Raw genomic sequence first — 23,942 nt, forward strand, 5'->3', positions numbered from 1 at the left:
CTGGTGGATGCGAATTCCGAACCCGTTCTGTAAATCTCGTGTAGATCGCGTGCCAGCATTTCATGCATACCACCCAGGATCAGCGCGGCTGAGCAGGCGTAATCGTAGAAATCAAAGGTCCTCACTCGACCTACATCGCCTAATCCTGGCAGGGGTTTCTCCAGGAGATCGACCAGACCAGCCTCTTTTGATAGCTGCACCCTGATAGGACCAGTAATAATCTCTGGGATTTGGAGCAGGTTAAGGCAAACCTGCAGGCTGAGAACTGGATCTCCTAGGCAAATATATGTTTGCTGGATCAATACCTGCTCACCTGGTTTCGCCAGGATGTTTTGCAGAGGCCCAGCCGTGTAAATGTCCGCTTGCTGGGGGATGAGTTCGCACACCTTCCCAAGCTGAGGATAATTTCGGAGGAGATTCTGGATTTTCTCTACAGCATCTCGATCCACAACTTTTATGCAAAGCCGACCTTGTCTTTTGAGGAGATGCCAGAGATAGCCTGCCTGGACCACCAGTTGTTCTCCCAGTCTTCCTAAACCAACCACGAGTAAGGACTCCGGTATGTCTTGTAAGCTGGAATCCTCGCGCCAACCGGGATTATCCTGTAGCAGCATTCGGGCAGTACGTTCGTACGGATTGAACGTCTCCAGTTCAAAAGGCACGCCTGGCTGTATAGATAATTCACAACTCCGGAGAAGGTTAAGCAAATCGATCGATGAGAGATGAATTATGCAGGTCAGTTTACCCACCCGACGGGTACGGGTCAGTTGGTAGGCCTGGTAAGCAGTCTGGAGGTTTTCACTATCACCTCCCAGGAGGCATACCAGGTTTCGGGCGTGGAGTATACGAGCCCTTATCAGGACATCTTTGTTGGTTGCATCTCCAGCCAGGATGATTGCCCCCAGGTGACGAAAAATTTTGGCATTCTCTTGCTTCAGCTCATTTTCAATGATCACTACCTGCCTTCCAAGGCCAAGCAGTTCTCGCGCAAGACGGCTTCCCTTGCGTCCCATACCACAGATCACAACATGATCCTTCTGACGCCTCAGGCGCAGCTTTTGCATCTGTTCCACAAATAGCTGCATCAGCACCTGGAAAACTGTATATATAGTCAGTAAAGGGAGAAGGAAACGGGCTGCCTGCAGCATCCAATTGACCTCGCCCTCGACAGCACCTGAATTCATTGTCACCAACTGGAATGTGCGGTAAATAACATCGCCTGCTGTCCAGTCTTCACCGTTTTCTATTGCATAGATATAAAAACCGAAAAAGCCGAGTGCTAAACTTAACAGCCAGGCTATTCCCAACAGGAGCCAGCGGTTTTCAGACCAGAATTGACGCAGGTGGAGTTTATTTCGCATCTGAATCTTTCATCACAAATTTTTCAATCTTAGGGTTGCCTAATCTTTACGATTTTATAACCCACCGTTTCAAGGATCCAAGGAATCGCCAATGTGATCACCCGATCTAGGTTGCGGTAGTGCTCGCTCAGGACAACGCTGTTTAAAATTCCCATTCTTGAAGCATATTTCTTTCCATATACTGACTCGATATTTTGGCTTTCTAATTCATCCCAGGGAACCAGGGCATCATGGAGCTTGAGAGTTTTTTCTTTCCTAGGAGAGTAGGACCATCCGATGTCAATATGATGACGAACCCAGCGGATGTGTTCCATCTGGCTTACTACTTCACGCTGCTCAGCATTCAACTCAGCCTCAGGAAGGTTCACACCAAGAGGAACAATAGAATATCCAACCGCGCTAAGTTTTTCGGGTATTTTTCGGGCGTTATGGTAGTTTTGAGATACTTCATCGTGCGGCATGCTTTCGGGAAGCTGCTTCATCTTGCTCATGTGATCCAGGAATTCCTGTTTGGTTATGGAAAGCGGATCTCGTCCTTCAGGGATAGAAAACACGAGCGAGTAAATGCTATGGATACCGACTGCAATTTTCTCGACAACTTGTTCGTCAAAGGTTATTTCATTGACCAGGTGATAAAAGGCTTCTCCGCCATCCAGATTTATGGGTTCCTGGGTGACTAATTCAAAGAATTGTTGGCCATCAACATGCAGGTTTAATTGTGATTCTGGTGGAAGGTCAGACCTGTGGTACTTTGTCTTCCCAAAAAGTTGGCTGGTTTTGAATATCGTTTCGAGGGAACGGGTTCCGTGTTTGTACCTGGGGACTAAAAGAAGCGCATTCAGGACGCCATCGTCGATCTGCAAATTACCATCTCTAAACAGCTGCCGGTATCCAAGTTGAAGCAAGCTATTAATCAAAATCGCTCTGCGGATGATATATTCTGGATCGGTATTCTTTGAGGAGCTAGTTTGGCGTGATTCATCTATGGGACCCTGGGAAGCCGATACTTCTCCGCAGTAAGGGAATAATGGATTAGGGCCCATAACATTAAGAAATCCTTTGATGCGGCTTAAAAAGTCTGGGCCTTTCTCCGCTTTTGCCACATGGGCTTTTTCTTCGAATTCTTCCATACATGAACAGGTCCCGCCAGCAAAAACAAAGATTGATTTTCCAATGTTATGGGTTAACTGTCCTTCTTGAAATTCTCCATCTTGCATCGGCGCAAGAAAATAACGGAGCCAGGCGAGATTTTTACTGTCAAATTCATCCCAAAAAACCAGCGGTGTTTTTCCAGAAAGTGAAATATCGCGTACCGCATGAAAAGCCTGGTACAGGTCGTTTGGATTCTCATCATTAAATTGTGATAAGTTAAACGTTATATCCTTGAGCTCATAATCTGGCAGATCGAGAGCTTTAGCTAATTGTTTAATGCTGAATGATTTCCCAGAACCAGGAGGTCCGAAAACCGCAATCGATAGTGGCTGGCTGCTTCGATTTTGCAGATATTCAGTGATCAGGGATTTTAAATGGTGCATAAATTCAATTTCTTTGCGATCTACCGTAAGAAGAAAATTATATTTTGCGATCGGGATATTCCAGCCCTGAAGAGCTTTCATGGGACCAAACAAAGCTATTTGGCGAGCCAATGAATAGAGATCCCATTTGGTCATACCTAAAAGCGACCAACCTTGCTTGAAGGCAATGTTGTTGCTATATATGGATTTGAATATGTCGTAATCAAGATTCACCGGTTTAAAATCAGGTGTGGGTTTGGGCCCATAGACCTTGTTGAGTTCTCCAGGAAGTACATCTAAAGCCAGACTACTCTCAGCCACAGTACCACCATGAGTGACCAGCGCCCTTCTAGCCAACAAGTGAGCTCGTATCGCCCGATCTATCCGAAAGTCATCTCCAATTTCCGGGTAGAGAATCTCTTTGGAGAGTAATGCAATCAATAGTTCCAAATCACCAGGTAGATACCCTGGATGAGCTTTTTCCCAATATCCTTCAACCATCATTGCATCGAAGAAGAAGCGAAATTCCGGATCCATGACGTCATGGACTTTAGGATTATGGATCAAAAGCGTACCAGTGCATCCAAAAGAGATGATGATATATTCGATCGATCTCAAAGGATAGAGTGAAATGTTCCGCTTAAAGTAAATCTCGTTAATTATGTCCTGTAGCGTTTGCTCCCAGGAAAGCCCTTTACTGATCGATGTATTTAATTTTCGCAAATCGTCAGCGCGCAGGACCAGGATGTTCTTCGATCCCATCACTTTGCGGAAGTCCTGCCACATCCCGCCTTCAAACAATGGCGCATATGTCCTGAAAATCACCCACTTATCATCTAATTGATCCATCAACCCGGGGTATTGGTGATTACGGATATCTATTTCCCAATCCTGGAAGATAAATAAATCAGTCTGGTCCAACCCTTCAGGAGCTTTCCAATGAAATTCGGGCTGAAGAGCTTGCCCCCCGTGGACAAGCTCCTGGATCCTCCAGGCTTTATTTTTACCTTCACTGTATTGCTGCCAGGTAGCGAAGGCATGATTAAGCGAATTGTCGCATGGTGTGATGCGACCTGGATCCCCGGCTGTGCTATCTACTTCAACAAAAGACCAATCTATTTCATTTTTTATCTGGTTAAAGTAAGACTTAAGAAAGGTAAAAATCCCCTTTGTACTTTCATTCCCCCAGATCTCCATGAAAATATTTTTTTGATTCGTGGCTGGGACAATGTTCCAATGAATAACGTGATCACTCAGCAAGAATATTTTCTTTTCCATAGTTGATCCTATCTGTTCGCAATTCAGAGAATTCTGGCGAATCACTACCGGATAACCTAGTAATCCTCTAGGCTGATTGATTTTATATTCCCGCGATCGTATAATATCATTTTACAAGATATTTCAGGTAAGTGCCAGTTTTCCTGGTCAAGTTGGATAATAAAAGATGGACGCTAACCATTTTAAGAGTTTCTATGGCAGATGATAGGCGAGAAGTGATTCGAATCGCAGTAACGGGGCACCGGCTTGTTGACACCAATAATGTTTTAACCGTTTCTATCCAAAAAGTAATAACTCAGATCATCCAGGATCATCCCACCACTGATTATCATCTTCTTTCAGCACTATCAGAGGGGAGCGATCAGTTTGTTGTCAGGAATGCTCTGCAGTATAAGGAAATAAAGCTAATTGTTCCGCTGCCGCTCCCTGAGGAACTCTATCTGTTGGATTTTGAAACTGATGAAGGTAGAAAGAAATTTAAACATTTATTGAATATCGCGGATCAGGTTATGACCCTAACCAAGAACAGCGATCACGATTCTGCGTATGATGTCCTTGGGAGCTATCTAATCGATCAGTGCGATGTGCTGATTGCGCTATGGAATGGTGATTATTCTGGAAAAAAAGGTGGCACAGGGGAGGTGGTAAAAAAAGCATTAAATGCAGGTAAGCGTGTCTACTGGATTTATGTCGATAATGGGAATGATCAGGGAGAGGTGAGGAAAAAATTACAGAAGAATCCTGGGGATATCGAATTACTTGGCTAGTCAGGTGATTCGATGACCATTTAGCACAATAAACACACTTTTTTGGCGATCAAAAGTTCAGGAAAAATGCTATTACGAAAGGATAGTACTCAACGCATCATCCAGATGAATATTCATTTCCCCCTCCCGACAGGATTGCCACCCACCATTCCGTGTGCAGTTTGTGTGCAGTTTATTAAATTGCCACTGTAAATAGTGGATTTTACGGACAAATAATCGGATTTTCATCGACTACAAAGACTTGATTGTACCCAAAATACATAGAAAAACACTACCGATCGATCTGTGGATCAAGTGGTTGTGGGTTCAAATCCCATCAGGCACCCACCATATATAGCCTAAATCGCCTTTTTCAAGGCGATTTTTCCATATATGGGGATAATCTAATATGGAGATTCTGTAATTCCGGAACTTGGGTGCAGTTCGGGTGCAATTCTATTTCTACTGGCATCACCAAAGAATCGATTAGTTCTGCTACTCCACTTTGAACCTCAGAGATTAAGTGGGTAAATGTGTCAAGTGTGATACTTACTTGTGAATGACCCAAACGTTTTGAAACTACATTGATTAGCACTTTATGATCAGTCATCAGGGATGCAGAAGTATGACGTAAATCGTGGAAGCGGATTTTGGGAAGTCCAGCTGTCTTAATGAGTGTCTTGGACTTATGATAGATGTTGAATTGATCTTGTCGCATGCCACGACTTGATGGGAAGATCAGATCATTTTCCTCCCAGCTTTTTAGCAAAACACGTTCCTGGTGTTGTCCCTCGTAATGCTCTTGTAATTAAGAGATGGTCTTTTGACCCAGGTCAATCGTACGATATGCTTATTTGGTCTTTAGTAGAGCATAGTAACTTGCCTGGCGATCCTTTCGAGCGAGTTGACGCTGGATACGTATCGTCTTTTTCTGCCAATGCAAATCTGCCCATTGCAGCGCCAGAAGTTCCGATTGCAGACAACCAGTAGTTACTGGAGGACAAACAATGCTTCGTTACGATCACTTCTAGCGAAATACAACTTCCGATTGACCTGAGATTCATCGAATATTTTCATTTCACCATGTTGATATTTAGCGTCTTAACGATATCAGCAGGATTTCGGCTGATAAATCCCAATTCTAATGCTCGTTTTAATGCCTGGTGAAGAACAACGTGGATTAACTTAATAGACCGCATGCCTTTTCCAATCAGGATATTGTGGCTGTAAAAATCCTGTAAATGTCCAGGACCAAGATCTTTGAATTTTATACCACCTAACCTTGGCAGAATATAAACTCGACAAGTCAGCTCGTATTGATACCACGTACCAGGCTGTACCCTACCCTTCATACTAACAAGCCAACCGCTTAAATGCTCTGCAAGGTCAATATTAGCGCTTTGATTAGTTCATCCATTATCTACCTGACCAATGGTCTTTTTGATCCAAACATGTGCTTCCAGCCGGGTCTTTGCCGTAAAACTGAGACGTTTTCCATCGATAGAAATCATTGCGCGCCAAGAACCACAAGCTGTCGGAAAAAGGCTTCCCTCTTCATTACCTCGTCGTTTTGCTATTCCTCTACTCCTCATACAGTTTCAAGGAAAGGCGACCCATTGTCGTTCGGTTGTTAACGAACCATGTAAGGGTCTTGCACAGGGAAGGTTGAAAATATTATGGTATGCTCCGGCAACAGCAGACAGAGTTTGGTTGCACACTGGTGATACTCATCCCGGTTGTTAACGTAAACCGATTGCCTGTGAGCACAGTGAGAAGAAATGCATTTACTGGAGGTTAATGCTCGGCATATGAAAAATGTGCCCGGCAAAAAGATGGATATGCGGGATGCCAAGGGATTGGCACTTTATTACGCGCTAGCTTGTTAAAAGGCAGTTTTGTTCCTGAGCGTGACATTCGCGATTTACGTCAGTTCACCCGCTATCACAAAGCCTTGATTCGGGACATCACCTCCCAGAAAAACCGGATTGAAAAGTAGTTTCAGTCCAACGGGTTTTGCTTATCCTCTTTTCTTTCAGATATCTTTGGTAGTTCTGGACTGGTGCTTATGAACCTGTTAATACAAGAAGGTTACATCACCGGTCAAAGCCTTGATATGTGCCTAAAGGCCAGGGCACGGCAGAAGGCCGGTGAAATATTATCTCGCCTCAATGGGTCCTAGTCTCTTCCGCAGCGCAGATTACCCAAAATGCAATTGGCGCATTTGGCAGACTTGCGAGCCTATTTGTGGGAGGTGGAAGAGGAAATTCAGGACGGCTTTTCACAATTTCAAGATCCAATCGAATTGCTGGACTCGATTCCTGGGATCGACCAGACTGCCGTATATACCATCCTGGCAGAGATTCGTGAAGAAATGACCGCTTTTCCGATCGCTCTGCACATTTGCTCCTGGGCAAGATTAGCGCCAGGTAATTATGAAAGTACCAACAAGCAGAAGAGACAACGCATCACCCGGGGTAATATCTTTCTCAAAACTAAGTTTTGCGAAGTTGCCTGGGAGATTGCAGCGCATTAAAATTTATACTTGTCTTCGTGGTATTGGCATGTAAAACAACACACAGATGCCAAGCGGGCCATTGTTGCCTTGGCGCACAAATTGCTGGTGATCATTTATGCCATGCTTAAAACTGATCAGCTGTATAACGAACTAAAGTTTTTGGAGCGTAAGAAAGCCTTTGAGCAGAGAAGAGTCAAACGAATGGTTTTTAAATTAAGCCGGTTAGGTTAAGCTGTTTCTCTACCAGCTTGATTTATTTTCATAGCAAATTTGTAAAGTAAAGGGTAGAGGCCGCTGAGAGTGATGATTCATCCTGCTCTCAGACGGCCTCTCAGGCTCCATAATATTATCTGGGCATTGTGGTGCCGGCTTCGTAATAGATTAAGCTTCCATCCGGGTACGTGTTTCCATTCGGGAATCTACCGGATGGGTAATCTAGGCTTAAGACATTACGTTCTATCTGAGCCGCCAATACAGATGGCAGAATTGTTAGATAGTTCGATTCTTGATCCATGATATCTGTTGGGCAGGCCATACTCGTGGTAGTGAGATTAGTAACCGTCACGCTGTAGGTTCCATCCTGGTTCTCTTCAGCGGTATAGCGCCCTGTATAGGAATTACATCCAGCGAAGCCAGCGATTTCCCCTTCACGGAATTGAAGGGTAATTGCCGTTCCAGGCAGTAGCCTCTGATTATCGTATGAATCTAATATCCAGACAACCGGTGTATCCAAGCGGGTTGAAATGGACACTCCCACCGTCGCACTGCTGCTTTGACCGTTTTCATCGGTCACCACGACCGAAACCTGGTAGCTGCCAGACTGATTGTAGATCGTTGTCTGTGATGGACTGGATGAAGGCCCAGTAGAAGTGCCATCTCCAAAGTTCCAGCTGTAACTGACGATCGGGCTACTCCCGCTCACAGAGGCGGAAGCGTCGAATGAGATCGGTTCGCCCACAAATCCCGAACCAGGTCCGCTGATCACGGCTTGCGGAGGGGAAACTTCCGGAGGCTCGGTTGGCGCGACTGTTGCAGTGGGTTGCACAGGCTGGGTAGGCTCAGGAGTACCTGTTGATTCCGGTGTAGGCTGAGGTTCAGGTGGTGTTTGGGTAGGAGCTGCAGAAGCTGCGATGGTGATTCTACTCGTTGCCGCGCTCTGGCTTCTTCGTTCATCCGTTATAGTCAACACTACACTATAAGTGGCAGAACTTTTATAAACATGATCAACCACAGCACCCGTTCCCGTCTCGCCATCTCCGAAATCCCATTGCCATGAGACGATCGGTACCTGGCTGGTCGAGCTGGATCCATCGAACCTGACGACCTGACCTGTATTAGCCTCACCTGGTGCTTTAATCACTGCCTGGGGTGGAATGATCTCCTCAGGTCGATTGACAGGGGTAAGCGAGTAGTTCAACACACCCTGATCTCCGCTCAGCTGCATGACCATATCCGCAACCTGATAGCTCCTGGCAGAGGTGAGGATGGCATACAATGCTTGTTCCTGAGCCGTTAATGCGGTCGTCGTGCAGGCAGTTTTGGTCGAATTTAATTGACTGATTGTAATGCCCAGGATATTCGTAGTATAAGTTCCCTGGAAGCTGTTGCAGCCGCTGTAACCAGTTAGAGTGCCGTCTGCGTTAAACAGGGTGAAGGGTTCCTTATCCCCAGCCTGGCTGCGACTGTTGTTATAGGAAACCAGGTACCAGGTCCTTCCGACCAAAAGATGAGTCTGGTCAGCACTTGTGTCAGGTTGTGAAGTGCGATAGGTAAGCACGCCCAGACCCGTATTGATAATCAGCTGGTTACCAGTCTGCCAATATCCGAAGGCACGCGAAAGCATGTTGATGTATGCGCCTTCCTGGTCCATGATCCCAGCAGGCTGGCGGCACACCTGGTTGGCGTTCAATGTCGTCTGAACACCCATATTCAAACCAAAATTGGCTACGTAGTTGTTACAACCTGCCGAGCCATTAATCGTTCCAGAGGCTCCATCCGGATTGATCGCGAATTTTGCATAGATGGAAGTCCCCGGGGTAATCGGGGTATTGTTCAGAAACCATAAGAACCAGGTAGTACCATTCAAGTCGCTCAGCGGAGGTCTTACCGCTGTCCCGATCTGAGCACCTTCAAAAACAAGTTCCTGTTTTCCACTGTCGTATGGAATGACTAAGGTATTCCCAGATATCCTAAAGGTCGTGGCATCATTTAATGCCAGGTAGTAGAGCTGTTCCTGTCCTGCTAACCCAGGTACGCAGCTTGTATTCTGGGTGCTCACTGGCAGGTTGATCTTTATCTCCTCGGTCGAAGCCGCAAAAGCCGCAGAATACTCATTACAACCGGTCGTCCCAAGCAAGATACCGGATGGTGAGCCAGGGATACGAGTAAACTGAGCGGCAAAGTTGCTCCCTGCGACAGGCATGACAGGGTTTTTTACATCACCGAGAGATACTAATCTCCAAAGGGCTCCAGCTAAAGGAGTTCGATTGGCGATATACGTCAGACTGCCGGATGGATTAGTTAGGACCAGTATATTCCCAAGGATTTGGTAGGATTCTGATGCTTGGAGCGCGTCCAGGTAGGCTTGCTCAGTTTCCATTCCCTTTTCGCAAAACATCATTGTGACACCGGCTGGTTGTACAGTGATGTTATTACCATCCAAGGTGTAACCAGCATTGTAATTATTACATCCAGATGAGCCACTGATATCACCAGTATTTGGCTCTTTCCCAGGAGTAAAGACGGCGGTGATATTGATATCTGTCGCAACGGGCTCCCCATTGATGGTTAACAAGGTCCACAAAGAATACTCTAGCGGTACACTGGCTGATGTAAACGTGAGCACTCCTGCGCCTTCATCGTAGGTGATGAGGAGCTGCTGACCAGAGATGGAATATTCTTGGGCAGTTCCAAGGGCTGTCAGGTAGCTGCTCTCAATTTCCATCCCAGTCTCACATGCCATTTGAGTCATTGCCACCGTGCTGATCGTGATCTGGGAATCCTGAATGGAATAGCCAGCATTATAGTGATTGCAGCCACTAAAGCCACTCACAGAACCTTCCGGTGAAAAGACAGCCGTGATAACCGCGCCTGCCGGTACTGGTGTGGGGGAGGCTTGATTTCCATAGGACACAAGGATCCAATTGGTATCGGTAAGTGGTTTAGCACCGATGCTATAGATCAATACCAGGTCCGGCTGGGATGGATTGCTGTACTTTATAACCAGACGCCCCTGGCTGTCAAAGCTAACACTCTGGGCGCTTTGCAATGCAGTAAGATAAACGCTTTCCTGATCCATGCCTGTTGAGCAAGCCATCATGGTTGTGGCCAGTGGAGAAATGGTAAGAGTCCCATCGGTTGCTGCCTGGAACGAACCTGAATAATTATTACATCCACTAAAGCCGCTCAAAAAGCCATCTGTTGAGAACTCCAGTGTGATTACTACGCCTCCTGCGATTACGGTGGGGTTGGCCGGGTCACCATAACCCACCAAAACCCAGGGGTTTGTATACAACTGGTTGATATCGACCACAACTGGTGCTGGAGTTGGGGTGTTGACCGGCGGTACTGCTGTAGGGATCACCGGAGTGGCCGTATTTCCTGAACAGGCTGCGAATATAATAACAAAAGCAAACAGCAGCCCCAGAACAGAAAACAAGGTCCATTGATTATTGCTGGTACTTTTAGTTTTGTTTAACATATCTCTCAAGTCCTTTCAAAAAGTATTTTAAATATTTTGTTTAGCTGTAACTAACCTTATAACTGAGACGAAAAGAGTCGAATTCAGCATTTCGGCAAGGATCGGCAGAAAAACAGCCACTACTTGCTGACGATATTTCCAGTTATGGGCAAGTCCGAGCGATAACGATGGCTTCCAACCGTTTGGTGTGCATATTCGGGTGGATAACTTAGTTGCGCAATGCCGTGGTTTCATCGCAGTTAGCCTTTGCCGGGGTTTCCGGGTCTGTATTTCATGAGAATAACCTATCTTCAGATGACATTCTTTTATTATGTTGTCTAATCCAATCTTCCTTTTATCCAGCAAATTATTTTTAACACCCTACCGTACCAATTCAAAATCACTGATGAAGAGTGAGCCACTTGACGATTGGTCAAACAACAAAGTGATCTCGCGGATTGCAGATAGATCAACTCCGGTAAAATCACTAAGTTGCATCCGGATTGAAGTCAATGGGACGCGGCCTGTGAAAAATCCCCCGTCAAAAGTATCATTTTCCTCTCGGTTGCCAATTGGAAATTGTAACGCTGGTTCATCGACCCGCGTCTGTACAGAGGCAGTGTTACCCAGTTTATCGACTAATACAATCGTGAATGCCTGATATGTATCAGCTTTGTTCAATGTCGATAATGGATCGACAGCGGCGCGCAGGCTGATTGATAGGAATTGTCTCAAGTCACTTTTCTCAGGGAGCTCAAAGTGTAGTGCTTCTCCCTTTTGAGACCATGAGACAACTAGCATGGCTGGATTGCCCGGAACAACCAGGTTAACCCGCTTACAAGGTTCACTGCCGGGCTTCATAGCCGGTACATAATAGCCCTCTTCGCAGTAGGTAAGGATCAGGCCCTCAGCTGTTACGCTTCCACCCGCCAGGTTGGTGTCCAGCTCGGAGGCATTGCTGGGAAGCAGCAATAGCTGCCGGTCAGAGCGAGGCGCAAGGGCTGCAATGCGTGCAGGTTGACCATATAATTGATCTGGCATTTGGGTCTGAAAATCCATCCCCAAGCGCGTCATGGCGCCAGTGTCTTGATCAAAAATTGCCCTTAAAAAGTCGATTGCATATTCGCTTAGAAAGTTTTGCTGCACATTCGGTGTCATCAGGGGGTTACAGTCTGGTCTACCCAGGCGTGTCACCGCTTCATCCGATAAAATCTCATTAAAGTAGTTATGATTGGCGTGTTCCAACCATATAGAGGAAGCCCATGTGGTCTGTTGAGGACTGAGTCGGGTGATTTCATAGAAATGCTGTCCTTCCTGTTGAAACACATCACGGTCGCAAGCCGGGAGAATTACTGCAAATGGCACTTGCGCCTCTACCGCACCAACAAAATTTGCCGATGGCGCTACCAGTAATAACCCATAGACGGGTCCATATCCATGTCTTGAATAAGCATCTGATGCATCCAGAGCTTCCGTTTGAGTCAACAGGTATGCGCCTTCACCTCCTTGTGAGTGGCCGACAAAGGCAAGTCGGCTCATATCAGCTTGACCATTCAGCTCCACCCCAAACTTGTTCTGTTCGCCCCTGGTTGCTTTAGCTAGGGCCTGTATATGCAAATTAACGATTTGCTCCAGGCGTTTGATTGGTTCTGGCTCGCCGAATCCAAGCGTGTTTTCAGCGTTGACATTGATTGATAGCGCTAAATATCCATGAGCAGCCAGACTACGTACCAGATATTCAAATCCTCTAAAGTTAGGCTGCTCCACTTTTGGATCGCACGGCCAACGATCGACCATGTCACCTTCTGGAATAGGGCAGCCCGGGTGGTTACCGTGTAAAATGATGACAATCGGATAAGGTGCACCAACACCACTCGGCACCCCAATGATGCCGTTCAAGCGCACCGGCATGTTACGAAAACGGCTTTCTTCCGGAAAAATCGATTGGGTAATTGTCGTATCGCCTAGATTGTATTCTGCGACAATAGGCGGGGAGCTGGTTTGCTTGGTCTCTACCGGTTGCGGTGTGTTAAGAGGGATAGAGGTCAGCGAAACTGACCCCTCGATGCCTGATTTCGTTGCTACCGCGGTGCTATCGATTGGCATGGAACTACATCCAGCGATGGCAAGGATCAGTAAAATCGAGATCAGCAATATTTGGAAATTTGGTTTACTCACCAGCCAGCGCTCCTGTGCAATAACATCCGGCAATCATGGTTATAAGCATACGATAACAACCCCGAGTGAAGGTAGATAATGACGAAATCTTAAACTACCCTTATTTTTTGTTGAACATTGCTGCCAAGGCATCATCTTTAGTCCGCAGCTGCAGAACATTGCCTTCGATCTGGTAGGTTGCGGCACTTTGTAAAGCAGCGAGATATTGGGCTTCTTGGTCCATCACACCTGCGGGATCACTGCAAGCCATCATGGTGGAAGCTAGAGGACCAATGGTGATCTGATTTCCATTAACCTTATACCCTCCACTAAAAGTATTACAGCCAGAGTTTCCACTTAGGGTACCATCCTTGCCGAAATCAGCGGTCAAAGTTGTACCTTGCAGCGGACCGGTGACTGCCTGCTTGCCGTTGTTATAACCAGTGGACTCCCAAGATGTTCCAGAAAGGTCCTGGGACTGAGCTTTATAAACAGCCAGGTTGGTTTTATTTGCGTCGATCAAGGTCAGCTGGTCGCCTTTAACTTCAAATCTATTGGCGTCACCAAGAGATTTAAGGTAAGCGCTTTCCTGGTCCATGAGAGACTGCTCGCACATCATCATCGTCATGGCCAGGGGAGAAGGAAATTTGATCGAACTACCAGAGACTGTATACGTACCGCTGTACTGATTGCAGCCTGCCGATCCAGTAACCTTGCCGTCCGAGGTAAACTGAGCCGAAATACCCGACCCAGCGACGAGCCGTGCTCCATTCAGCTCGTTGAGCGCCCACACCTTGCCAGTCAGACCGCTGCCAGATGAGGTGCAGGCTACTAGAATAATCAATCCCGCACAGATAGTCAGGAAAACAAGTATTCTCTTCATTTTTTTCTCCTTTATATTTGTCAAAATATTGATTAATAAGACGATATAGTTCACGAATTCGTTTCTTCCAGCTGCATGTCAAGGCTTCTCAGTTTCAGTCCTGCCCAGGACCTTATTCAAAGGTCGTTGTGTCCTGGGCAGGATGGTAAAACTTTTTATTTAATCCCTTGCCGCAAACCTCGATGTGTACCTACTATTACCCTGATCATGGAGCTTCGACCAGGTAGAAATCAAGCTCGTCTGTTGCAGAATTCAGGATGAGTTCATTCTCCATGATCGTTGCCTTGGTTGCTGCTTCGAGGATGGTGAGGTAGTGTTCCTCCTGGTCCATGATTTCCTTCGTACAGATCAGGCGGGTTGTCTCGAGCTTCGTGATGGCAATCGTAAAGGTCCCGTCGCCATTATCAACAGCTGTATATTCTGCTGAATATTCGTTGCAGCCTGCAAACCCAACTACCTCACCCTGTTTGAATTGCAAGGTGATGGCCGTGCTGGGCAGGAGAGGTTCTTTGTCGAGCTCAGACAGTGTCCACACATCGGTATCCAGGCGTGAATCGATTTTGACATGGGTTGTCGCCTGGCTGCTCAGACCGTTACCATCTGTTACCGTCACCGTCACCTCATAAAAGCCAGCAGCCATATAAATAAATGACGTGCTGGATGCTGCTGAGGCAGGTAGTGATTCACCATTCCCCATGGTCCAGCTATAAGATTCGATCGCACTACTGCCCTGCTCGGAGGCTGAGGCATCAAATTTGACAGGCTCACCGATAAAGCCAAGGCCTGGCCCGTTGATATTTGCCTGGGGCGGCACCGGTGCCGGTGGAGGTTCAGGGGTCGAGGCTGGTGGCTCGGCAGTAGGTGCAGGTGTGTATGTTGGCTGCTCGGGCGGTTGCGTTGGCGGAAGCGGAGTTGCAGTGGGAGCTGGAATGGTTGGTGTCGAGGTCGCGGTTGGTGATTGTAGAATATGAATCTGTGTGGTGGATATTCCAGTTTGGTTACGCTGGTCAGTTACCGTAAGTCGGACAGTGAATGTGCCTGCTGAATTATATGTATGCTGGACGACTTTACCGCTGGCAGTGGCATTATCACCAAACTCCCATCTCCAGGAAACCAACGCTACCTGACCCGTTGAAGTTGATCCATCGAACACAACAGTCTGTCCAACCTGCGATTGAGGAACAGCTTTGATGACAGCTTGCGGGTTCGTTTCTTCAGGGCGGTTCAATGGTGTCAATGAATAGTTCATATAGCCGGCGTCACCCAATATCTGCAGCACCGAACCAGCGACCAAGTAGCTGCTTGAAGAGCGAAGGATGGCGATCATTGAGTTTTCTTGCTGTTGCATGGTAGCATCAGGGCACGTACCGGATCCGAGATTGAGGTTCGAAATGCTGATCAGGTTGAAATTCGTTTGATACCTGGCGGTCAGGTCTTTGCAGCCGGTGAAACCGATCAGGCTGCCATCTGGATTGAAAAGCGTGTAGGCTTCTTGCACGCCTGGACTGCTGTGGGTGTTATTGAATGTCGCCAAGTACCACTTGCTTTCTATCAACAGTGGTGTCTGATCAACTGGAGATCGCGTCGCTGTCGGACCTGGTGTTGGAGTGATGATCACGGTAGGTGTAGCAGTGGTAAGTGAAGGTTGGAGAAATCCAGGGAAGAAAACTCTGCCCAGTAATAGGATGACTAATACCATGAGGATGATTCCGCCCACGATGCCCGTCCATACCGGAAGCGGTGCTTTACTCAGCAGGGCACCTTCGTGTGTCTGGGTCTGCCCACCGGATTCCCGGACATTGACTGTGTACGGATAACTTTTCTCACCACCAAAAAGGGGTCGCCTGGACGGCTGAACGGTATATTCAACTTTTGCCGATTCTCCACTGGGTATATTGACCTGCTGAGGATCCTTTGGAATGAATGTCACTGCATCCTCAGAGCTACCCATGATTACCTGGAAGGTGGCTGATATGTTAGAGCTATTTTGAACCAGCACGTGAGCAGGCAGGTTTTGCTCAGGCTGTGCAGCTTCAAGAGAGCTCTTGAACTCTGTGAAAGCTGCTACGGTCAGATTACAGTCGATGCTAATAGGTTGATCGGGGGCCTGCTGGCTGGAAACCAGGAGTTGAAAATTATATCTGCTCGCCCGTGTACTTGGATCACGGGGAGGCTCGATGGTTAATACCGCCTCTTTCATCTCGCCTGGTAGCAGTCGAGATACCGGATCGGGGATGGACACCCAATTTCCCAGCAGACCTTCAACTCCCAATTGAAAAGTATCTTCACCCAACCCCTGGTTAATTAACACAACAGGGATCGTCAATTTTTCTCCAGGAGCCACAGCATATTGAACACCACCAAGCAAGACGCCTACACGACCTTTGACTTCGAATCCTGCCACAATCAATGTCACTTGTTTCTGTGCGATTTGGGAAGAGTCGATCACGCTGGATGCCAGCAGTCTCGGTGTATATCGACCAATCTGAACATTCGGTAATGCAGGAGGGTGAATCATCAAGATTACCTGTCTCTGTTCACCTGGTTGAAGTAGTACTACTTGTTGCTCGGTGGATACCCAGGCCATTGGTATCCCCTCTACAACAATTCTCAGTTGATTTTCTGTGTTGGCCTGGTTAGTTAATGTCACCGGGATTTCCAATGACTCGCCTGGCGCGACTGAATATTGGCTGGAATTTGTTGTCAGGATAAAGGAATCTTGATTGGTGGTGTTCATGTAAAAATTACTCCTCAGCAAAGGCAGCCATGAGCTGCTCTTCCTGCTCTTTAGTCAGGTTGGAGGCGATCAGTTCGAATTGGGTCCCTTTGAGCTCAGCGGTGATTTTATCGAGCACAGCATTGCTGGTCAGCAAGAACAGGGCTGAGGTGCCCCGGGTGACCTTCTCGCGGGTTTGTTTTATGAAGTTGTCATCGATGCCGTAGTCGGCCATCTTGCCGCCCAAAGCACCAAAAGCTGCCCCTACCGCCAAGCCGAAAAAGGGCACGACAAATATCAAACCAAACAGCATACCCCAGAACGCTCCCTGGAGTGCACCTATGCCAGCCATGTCAACAAGCTGCTTGGTCTTGGGTTTGTCTTTATCCGCAGGCCATGTGACGATGGCTGCGTCCTGAACTTTGATAAGCTCCATCTTTTGCAGGGATTGAACCTTTACCAACATCTGGCTGGCACCCTCGGAAGTTGCGAATTTGAAAACAGTAAGTGTTGCCATTTCTTATCTCCTTAATCATTTATTATTATTTTTCGAGACATCTTGTTCTGTCAGTGACTCATACTTACTTTTTTTTATTGGATCACCTTCCTTTCTCCAGAAGATCTAGCCAATATCCATTGGCACATAAACCCATTTGACATATTCTTTAAGGTGGATTTTCATGGCAGGGTACCCAGCTTTTGTTGAAGGTCGATCAGGGGTGTCAAAGGCACGCGCACCAGGCCGATATTAGAGCGATCCATACCGATGATCAACAAAAAAACCAGTGCGACTAATACTACGATCACCACCAGTGCCAGCCGGTTATTGCGCTCACGGTAACTGTCGCTTATACCAATGAGAACCATGACTAGCATGGATACGCCAAGAAGGCCGAGGGTGAAGCTCAGGGGCAAACGAAATCCAATCTCAGATGTGAGTCGCTGGGTGTGAATATCGATAAGGTCATTTATCGATGAGATATATAGGGATGCTGTTGGCGTTGGAGTTTCTGTAGCCACTTGTTCGACAATCACCCATAGCTTATCCTGGATCTGTTCTGATTGAGCAATAGCGACTTGCGATTTTGTCGGATCGACTACTTTCAGCCGGAAATCAATATATTCGTGCAACAGCTGCCGGGACTCTGACTTATACGGCTCGGGTAAATAGCCCGCCCGTAAATAAGCTGTACCGATGGCATTTGCCTCTGATATTACCAATTGTCTCTTCTCGTTAAATGTATTAAGCGTGAGATTTACTACAAAAGCCAATAGAAAGGCTAAAATCGTCAGCGCAGCTCCGACTTTGGCTGCTACATTTGCTTCAGCCTCGTCGGGCCAGCGCCGCTCGACGATTATTCCTGCTCTCCTTCCAATATCAAATGCCAGGAGCAGGAAAAATATAATAAATAAAAATAAAATCCATGGTGATATTGAATCGAAGACCTGACTGGTAACCATCATCTCACGCGCTCCATTGCACTATAAACCTTCTCCGATTGAGCTAGAATTGGCAGCTGGCTCAATATTTGGTGTTTCTTTTCTCAAATGACCAGAGACATTTTTTGCCGCGGTCATAAACATTTGACCAATGCTTTGCTCTTTTTGTTTATCATCTGCCACTAAACCCAGCTCAACCAGGTCGATGCGACCTTGTTTATCCAAGACTTCAAGGTCAGACCGTAGCAGATACTTGGTGTAGACATCAATGCTCGTCACCAGCAAAATCATCACCACCGGGCCATATAATGCACCGACGATACCAAGCAATCCGAGTCCTCCAAGGACACTCATAATTACCAATGCTGGGTTAAGCTGGGCGCCTTTCGGCACAAGACGCGGTCTCAATAATGTATCGATCTGGGCAACGAATACTACGAAAGCAAGAATAACGAAGGCGCCTCTGAAGACATGCCCACTGAGGATCAGGATGATGCCGACTGGCCAGGCAACCAACGAAATACCAATCAGGGGGATGAGCGACAGAAACATAGATAGAAGGGTTAAAAATAAAACATAGGGCACCCCAGCAATCAAAAATACCACACCCATCGCAAGCCCCTGGGTGATCGCAATGAGGAATGTACCTTTAAACATTGCCTTAATCATTAAATCGATTTTGTCGAGGAATAGCTGGGTAATCTCTTTGGGAAATGGCACTATATCCAGGATATCTTGCTTACCCGGTCTTTTATATCTGGGTAAAAACACATACAGGATCACAGCCACTACCAGGGCATTGGTGAACAACCGAGGCAGTGATAATCCCAGGCTGATTAAGATTTCTATCACCCAATTGCTTAGCCATGTAATCGCCTGGGATAAGTTTTCTGCAAATCGATAGTTTTCAAGATGGAAATTACCGGCAACGAATGATTGGATGATTTTCTCAAGTGACCCACCGATGTCTCGCAGCGAAAAATCTACGTTTGAAAAATTCACTCCACCAAGCAATTTCACGGCTTCTGAAATTGCTCCACCGATGATAATAATTGCTGGAATGGCAATAATCAATAAAAACAGCAAGAGCGTCAACGCCGTTGCGCGTGATTCCTTACCATTAACGATCTTTTTCTTAAAAAACCATGCATAAACTGGCTTAAGAATGATTATCAAAGCAATGGCCAACAAAATCGCTCTGGTAAACTGCCAAATAAGAATCAGTGACAGGATTGCCAAAATGGCAACCACACCGAAGAAGAATATCCGTTGGGTAACCAGTCGATCTCTCATAAATCCTTCTCTCATTGAATTTCCACTCCGGGGCTGGGGATTATTCCCCAGCCCCGATTAGATATTCTGTTATGGTGCCGGTGGCGGCTGAATCACACGCAATCCACCTGCATTACTTGCCTGGGTGAAGCGAACCGGTACCCAGCCTTGACCGGAGGGGGTGATGGAGGTGGGGATGTTCACCACGTACCATTCTCCATCTGGGCTGATGCCGAGTACTGCCAAGACCGTACCACGCTGGATCTCACCCAGCAGTCGATATTGGGATCCAGGACCTGTACGGACTTCCAGGGGTTCCAGGGCAATCATGGCAGGGATGCCCGAGCCAGGGGTGGCTGGGGTGATGTTGGGAGGCAGTTGTGGGGTAGGTAGCAGCACAACATTGGCTGTATTGATGTCGGAGGTGTAGACCTTATTGACCCAACCTGTCCCACTGCTGGCAATCGTGGTCGGCACTCTGACCGCCCACCACTGACGATCCTGGCTCTGCCCGATGATCTCCGCACGTGAGCCGGTAGGCGCTACTCCTAGAACTGGGAACTCCGTGGTAGGACCTGTCCTGATTGTGGCAGCCTCATTCATGACTGCCTGGGGAACATCAAAAGCAGGCGCAGGGAAGGTCACAATGGTAGGTAGCAAAGGTGGTGTGATTACAGGTAACGGTTGTCCGGATGGATTGTTAAGCTCTACGAAATCCGCAGCTACCCAGCCAATGCCGGTGCCGACGCGTTCTGTTGGAACCTTGACGGCGTACCAGAATCCATCGGGATTGGTCCCCAATACCTCTCCAGTGTCGCCTTGTATGGCAACATCTAGGATTGGGAACAGCATACTCGGCCCGGTGCGGACAAACACATTGACCTTTGCTGTACCCGAAGCAGCGCTGCCTTCAGGCCTGGGAAGTGCTTCTATCTGGGTTATCTGGGTGAAGTTGGGTGGGAACAGCTCGTCTTCCAAAGACCAGATACGTAGTTGGTCATAGCTAACGGTGAATGGATTTTCTGTGGCGGCGCGGACAAAGTAACCGAACCTGCCTGCATCGGGGAAGGTGAAATCCGTCACGGTGGTCAGGAACTTGCCATTGGCGTATAACGATAGATGCCCATCAAATACCAGCAGGCCCAAGCGGTTGAATGATCCTGGATCATTGTTGATATCTATGCTGTCAGTGGGTTGGACGAGGGTTGTGGTGGCTTGCCCATCCCAGATGGTCAGGCTATACTGGCCAGCACAGTTATAACCATACAGATAGCCTCGATTTGTATCTGGCGCCCGGAAGATCATACCGAAAGTATCATCCGCCTGGCAGGTTGTGGGTATGGCCTGGGTAGTTTCAATGTAGAAATTCTGAAGCTCAGGCCAGGAGACTTCCCAGCAGGAGAATCCTTGTACGCCATTGGCGGTCATCACAAACTGCCCGTCGGTGATCTCAGAATTAAAGCACTGCGAGGTGAAAGTCGTCCAGTTGTCTGTATTTCGGAAGTTTTCCACCCCATCTGGTGCTCCCAAGATTGTGGCAGGATCACCCTCTACGACCTGGGTCACTACCACAGAAGAGACACCTGCATTCACATAGGACATGCTCGCCGGGTTATCTTTTAATATCAGCACCAACAAGCCATCCCGGACGCCGACAGTAGTGACACGTGCCAGTAAACTCTTGTACAGGTCGTATTTTGAATCTTCAGGGCAAGCAGCCAGGGAGGAGATCCCAGGATTGAGAGTTAGACTCGACCCAGAAAGGTCATAGGTGCCGGCCAGCTGGTTACAATCCGATTTGGCGCTATAGGTGCCATCTGCCCGGAAGACTAAGTCATAGTTTTCAGGATTTCCGACCCCAATCTCGCTGCTCGGTGAGGTCTCTTTAAGGTAGATCCACTGCCAGAGCGTATTGATCAAGGCGTCCTGAGTGATGGGCTGTAAATTGGCATCCAATGGGGGAGTGACAGCTGCCGGAGCATGCTGGAAGTACATCTCACCACCAGAAGCTCCCAGGCCGATGACCAGGCTACCAAACCCGGTACCAACCGAGGAGGCGGTGCTAATCTGGGCCAGGAACTTATCAGAAGAAGAACCCGGTGGACAGGCTACCAGCGTACTTGCCCCAAGGGTTATGGCCAATTGATCGCCGGTTAATGAATAAGTTCCCTGAACCATGTTGCAGTCAGCTTTGATATTGAGGGAATTGTCGTTGTTAAAAGTGATCGTATAGTTTTCGGGATCTGGTACTACGCTAGGCATTCCACCTAGGGCTTCACGACCGCTGACCCACTGCCAGCTGCCAGTCGTCAGGTCTGCTTGGCTAATCGGTGTTAGTACCTGGGGAGCTGCGGTTGGCTCAGCGGTTGGTGGGACCGATGTTGCGGTGGGTGTGGGTGTTGTTGTGGTGCATGCCCCCACCAGCAGAGTTACACCCATGAGTATGGTGATCATCAGGTATAGCTTGTTTTTACTTTTTGTGTTCATTATTTCTCCTTATAGTTTCAATGTGTATTCTTTTTCCAAGATGCTGGTGCAGAAGCTCAGCATGTCTACGACTTATCTGGAAGAATTTCGCCGAGGCAAATCATTCATCTTTCCTCCTTCTCCCCGGTGACGTGAATCTTTGAGCACCGTCTTCGTTTCTAAGTTCAACGGTCATTGTGGGGAAGGGCATATCAATCCCAGCTTGCTCAAGCGCCTGGTATATATGTTCGTTAACTCGGTCGGTGCTGCGCCGGGCGTCCACATATGATTCAATCCACCACCGTACTCGCAATATCATCGCCGTATCACCCATTTCCATAAATAGAACATCGACCGGTTTATCCGGGAGCACTCCTTCCACCCCTTTCAAGGAATTTATGATTATTTCGCGGACAGTACGCAAGTCTGACCCATATGCCACATCTACATGCGTTTCGATGCGGTAGCGAGGGTCAGGATAGGTGTAATTGACCACCTGGTTATTGCTGATCCCCCTATTGGGAACAATCACCAAGCGATTATCGAGTGTCCGAATGCGGGTGCTACGCAGGCCGATGCTGACCACATCTCCCCATGTGTTCAATTCTTGAATCTCAATCCGGTCACCGGTACGAAAAGGCTGGTCAATCAGGATGATCACGCCACTGATCATGTTGGCAATCGTGTCCTGAGCAGCAAGTGAGATTGCCAGACCACCGATCCCGATCGCGGTCACAAGTGCTGTTATGTTAAATCCTAGGTGATCAAGGATGATGATTAATCCGACTAGGACGAGTAGAGTCCGTACAGCGCGCTCCCCCAATAATACGACCGCTTCTTTCCCGCCACGTTCATTCTGATCCTTTACTTTTTCCTGGTACCATAAATTAAAGATATCTACAAGCTTCCACAGGCTGATAACTATCAGGGCAACAATCACACCGTAATAGATCTGGGCAAGCCATTGCTTGAGCGCCGGGCTGAGAAATTGCAGCCGTATGGTGGCGATAGATAATACAACAACAACCAATAACCAGCTTAAGTATGGCTTGATCGAGCGCAGGTATTGTTCGTCATATTTTGTGCCCGTGCGTTTGGCAACCGAATATAAGATTAGAAAGAATAACCTCGCCAGCAGGGTAAGCGTTAGGAGAACGAAGAAAAGCGAGATCGCCAGGTTGATCCAATCTTCAACCAATAAGCCAAGAAATCTAGTCTCATATAAGTTTGTTGCTTCAACAATATTCTCAACCACCTCCGAGATTACACCGGGGGTCGCAGTAGGTGCTAAGGTAGCGGCGACAAGGATTTCATTACCTTCGCCAGCTGTACCGGTATCTCCGTCCTGAAGATTTTCACTTTCAGTGGTCGGTTCCGGAGTGGCGTTATGAGAGAAAGTACTCGCAGTTGACTCTGCTATGTCACCAGGCGGTACAGATGACGGACTTGCTGGCGCAGGAACACAAGCTGCCAGAACTAGGATCAGCAAGAGTAGTAACAAAACGGAGCGGGCACAGGCTGCCGAAATTATTTTATTCACTCAGGATACCCTCGGTTCCTCTACGCTGACAGCCTTCTTCTGCCAGGGCCAACGGCTCTCCATCTCAACCACCAGAGACCAGCTCAAGAACGTCCTCACTAATACAAGCAAACCGAGGGCGGCTAAATTTGCGAAGGTAGGCTCCAGAGCCACAGTACGGATCACGTCTGCAGCAACCAGAATCTCCATACCCAGAAGCAACCCTTTACCGAGGGAGTGTTTATACTCTCGATAATTCACATCCGGTGGGTTTCTTTTCCCAATGAGTAAGATTAAGTACCTGACGGTGCTATAAATGACCATGCTGGTAATAATCACTACTGCCAGGTACTCTATTACAACTGAGGTGACTTTAATTAATTCCATCGGTGCACT

Annotated in this window: 17 protein-coding genes; 3 read left to right on the plus strand and 14 right to left on the minus strand. The window is 47.5% G+C overall.

The genetic code is table 11. The features are described 5' to 3' along the window. Both C3F13_04685 and C3F13_04690 read right to left on the minus strand, forming a co-directional pair. Positions 1-1,361, minus strand: a 1,361-nt coding sequence (locus C3F13_04685) for a hypothetical protein (protein ID PWB55213.1), incomplete at its 3' end; no start/stop codon positions are given. Between the two features lie 29 nt (positions 1,362-1,390). Beyond that, the gene (locus tag C3F13_04690; protein PWB55214.1) at positions 1,391-4,153 is read right to left on the minus strand and encodes a hypothetical protein; all 2,763 of its coding nucleotides are present in this window, start codon (positions 4,151-4,153) and stop codon (positions 1,391-1,393) included. Positions 4,154-4,347: 194 nt separating this feature from the next. On the opposite strand from C3F13_04690, the gene C3F13_04695 reads away from it, so the two are divergent. Then, complete coding sequence (locus tag C3F13_04695; GenBank protein ID PWB55215.1) at positions 4,348-4,920, plus strand: hypothetical protein; 573 nt, start codon at positions 4,348-4,350, stop codon at positions 4,918-4,920. Positions 4,921-5,272: 352 nt separating this feature from the next. Here the strand turns inward: C3F13_04695 and C3F13_04700 are convergent, their stop codons facing one another. Both C3F13_04700 and C3F13_04705 read right to left on the minus strand, forming a co-directional pair. Then, on the minus strand, positions 5,273-5,668 hold the full coding sequence (locus C3F13_04700; GenBank protein ID PWB55216.1) for a hypothetical protein: 396 nt from the start codon (positions 5,666-5,668) through the stop codon (positions 5,273-5,275). Between the two features lie 304 nt (positions 5,669-5,972). Beyond that, positions 5,973-6,251 (minus strand): hypothetical protein, encoded by a 279-nt coding sequence (locus C3F13_04705; GenBank protein PWB55217.1) that lies wholly within the window; start codon positions 6,249-6,251, stop codon positions 5,973-5,975. A gap of 854 nt (positions 6,252-7,105) precedes the next feature. On the opposite strand from C3F13_04705, the gene C3F13_04710 reads away from it, so the two are divergent. Next, the gene (locus C3F13_04710; GenBank protein PWB55218.1) at positions 7,106-7,432 is read left to right on the plus strand and encodes a hypothetical protein; all 327 of its coding nucleotides are present in this window, start codon (positions 7,106-7,108) and stop codon (positions 7,430-7,432) included. 9 nt (positions 7,433-7,441) lie between these two features. Next, complete coding sequence (locus C3F13_04715; GenBank protein ID PWB55219.1) at positions 7,442-7,645, plus strand: hypothetical protein; 204 nt, start codon at positions 7,442-7,444, stop codon at positions 7,643-7,645. Between the two features lie 115 nt (positions 7,646-7,760). Here the strand turns inward: C3F13_04715 and C3F13_04720 are convergent, their stop codons facing one another. The 10 genes from C3F13_04720 to C3F13_04765 form a co-directional block, all read right to left on the minus strand. Then, positions 7,761-11,114 (minus strand): hypothetical protein, encoded by a 3,354-nt coding sequence (locus C3F13_04720; GenBank protein PWB55220.1) that lies wholly within the window; start codon positions 11,112-11,114, stop codon positions 7,761-7,763. Positions 11,115-11,474: 360 nt separating this feature from the next. Continuing rightward, positions 11,475-13,271, minus strand: a complete 1,797-nt coding sequence (locus C3F13_04725; protein ID PWB55221.1) for a hypothetical protein — start codon at positions 13,269-13,271, stop codon at positions 11,475-11,477. A gap of 100 nt (positions 13,272-13,371) precedes the next feature. After that, positions 13,372-14,133 (minus strand): hypothetical protein, encoded by a 762-nt coding sequence (locus C3F13_04730; protein ID PWB55222.1) that lies wholly within the window; start codon positions 14,131-14,133, stop codon positions 13,372-13,374. A 205-nt stretch (positions 14,134-14,338) separates the two neighbouring features. Then, entirely contained in the window at positions 14,339-16,870 is a 2,532-nt protein-coding gene (locus C3F13_04735; protein PWB55223.1) for a hypothetical protein, read from the minus strand. Positions 16,871-16,877: 7 nt separating this feature from the next. Next, entirely contained in the window at positions 16,878-17,366 is a 489-nt protein-coding gene (locus C3F13_04740; protein PWB55224.1) for a hypothetical protein, read from the minus strand. Between the two features lie 161 nt (positions 17,367-17,527). Then, entirely contained in the window at positions 17,528-18,313 is a 786-nt protein-coding gene (locus C3F13_04745) for a hypothetical protein (protein ID PWB55225.1), read from the minus strand. Positions 18,314-18,331: 18 nt separating this feature from the next. Further along, entirely contained in the window at positions 18,332-19,597 is a 1,266-nt protein-coding gene (locus tag C3F13_04750; GenBank protein ID PWB55226.1) for a hypothetical protein, read from the minus strand. 54 nt (positions 19,598-19,651) lie between these two features. Further along, positions 19,652-22,048: a hypothetical protein gene (locus C3F13_04755; GenBank protein PWB55227.1), complete on the minus strand. Its 2,397-nt coding sequence runs from the start codon at positions 22,046-22,048 to the stop codon at positions 19,652-19,654. 100 nt (positions 22,049-22,148) lie between these two features. Then, positions 22,149-23,567: a hypothetical protein gene (locus C3F13_04760; GenBank protein ID PWB55228.1), complete on the minus strand. Its 1,419-nt coding sequence runs from the start codon at positions 23,565-23,567 to the stop codon at positions 22,149-22,151. Next, the gene (locus C3F13_04765; protein ID PWB55232.1) at positions 23,568-23,933 is read right to left on the minus strand and encodes a hypothetical protein; all 366 of its coding nucleotides are present in this window, start codon (positions 23,931-23,933) and stop codon (positions 23,568-23,570) included. Between the last annotated feature and the right edge of the window lie 9 nt (positions 23,934-23,942).

The sequence above is a fragment of the Anaerolineales bacterium genome, from assembly GCA_003105035.1.
In the GTDB taxonomy this organism is placed as follows: domain Bacteria; phylum Chloroflexota; class Anaerolineae; order Anaerolineales; family UBA4823; genus FEB-25.

Excerpts from the sequence above, each read along its gene's own strand:
- C3F13_04690 (PWB55214.1), bottom strand. The coding sequence starts at position 4,153 with ATGGAAAAGAAAATATTCTTGCTGAGTGATCACGTTATTCATTGGAAC.
- C3F13_04695 (PWB55215.1), top strand. The coding sequence starts at position 4,348 with ATGGCAGATGATAGGCGAGAAGTGATTCGAATCGCAGTAACGGGGCAC.
- C3F13_04705 (PWB55217.1), bottom strand. The coding sequence starts at position 6,251 with ATGAAGGGTAGGGTACAGCCTGGTACGTGGTATCAATACGAGCTGACT.
- C3F13_04710 (PWB55218.1), top strand. The coding sequence starts at position 7,106 with ATGCAATTGGCGCATTTGGCAGACTTGCGAGCCTATTTGTGGGAGGTG.
- C3F13_04720 (PWB55220.1), bottom strand. The coding sequence starts at position 11,114 with ATGTTAAACAAAACTAAAAGTACCAGCAATAATCAATGGACCTTGTTT.
- C3F13_04730 (PWB55222.1), bottom strand. The coding sequence starts at position 14,133 with ATGAAGAGAATACTTGTTTTCCTGACTATCTGTGCGGGATTGATTATT.
- C3F13_04735 (PWB55223.1), bottom strand. The coding sequence starts at position 16,870 with ATGAACACCACCAATCAAGATTCCTTTATCCTGACAACAAATTCCAGC.
- C3F13_04740 (PWB55224.1), bottom strand. The coding sequence starts at position 17,366 with ATGGCAACACTTACTGTTTTCAAATTCGCAACTTCCGAGGGTGCCAGC.
- C3F13_04745 (PWB55225.1), bottom strand. The coding sequence starts at position 18,313 with ATGATGGTTACCAGTCAGGTCTTCGATTCAATATCACCATGGATTTTA.
- C3F13_04750 (PWB55226.1), bottom strand. The coding sequence starts at position 19,597 with ATGAGAGAAGGATTTATGAGAGATCGACTGGTTACCCAACGGATATTC.
- C3F13_04755 (PWB55227.1), bottom strand. The coding sequence starts at position 22,048 with ATGAACACAAAAAGTAAAAACAAGCTATACCTGATGATCACCATACTC.
- C3F13_04765 (PWB55232.1), bottom strand. The coding sequence starts at position 23,933 with ATGGAATTAATTAAAGTCACCTCAGTTGTAATAGAGTACCTGGCAGTA.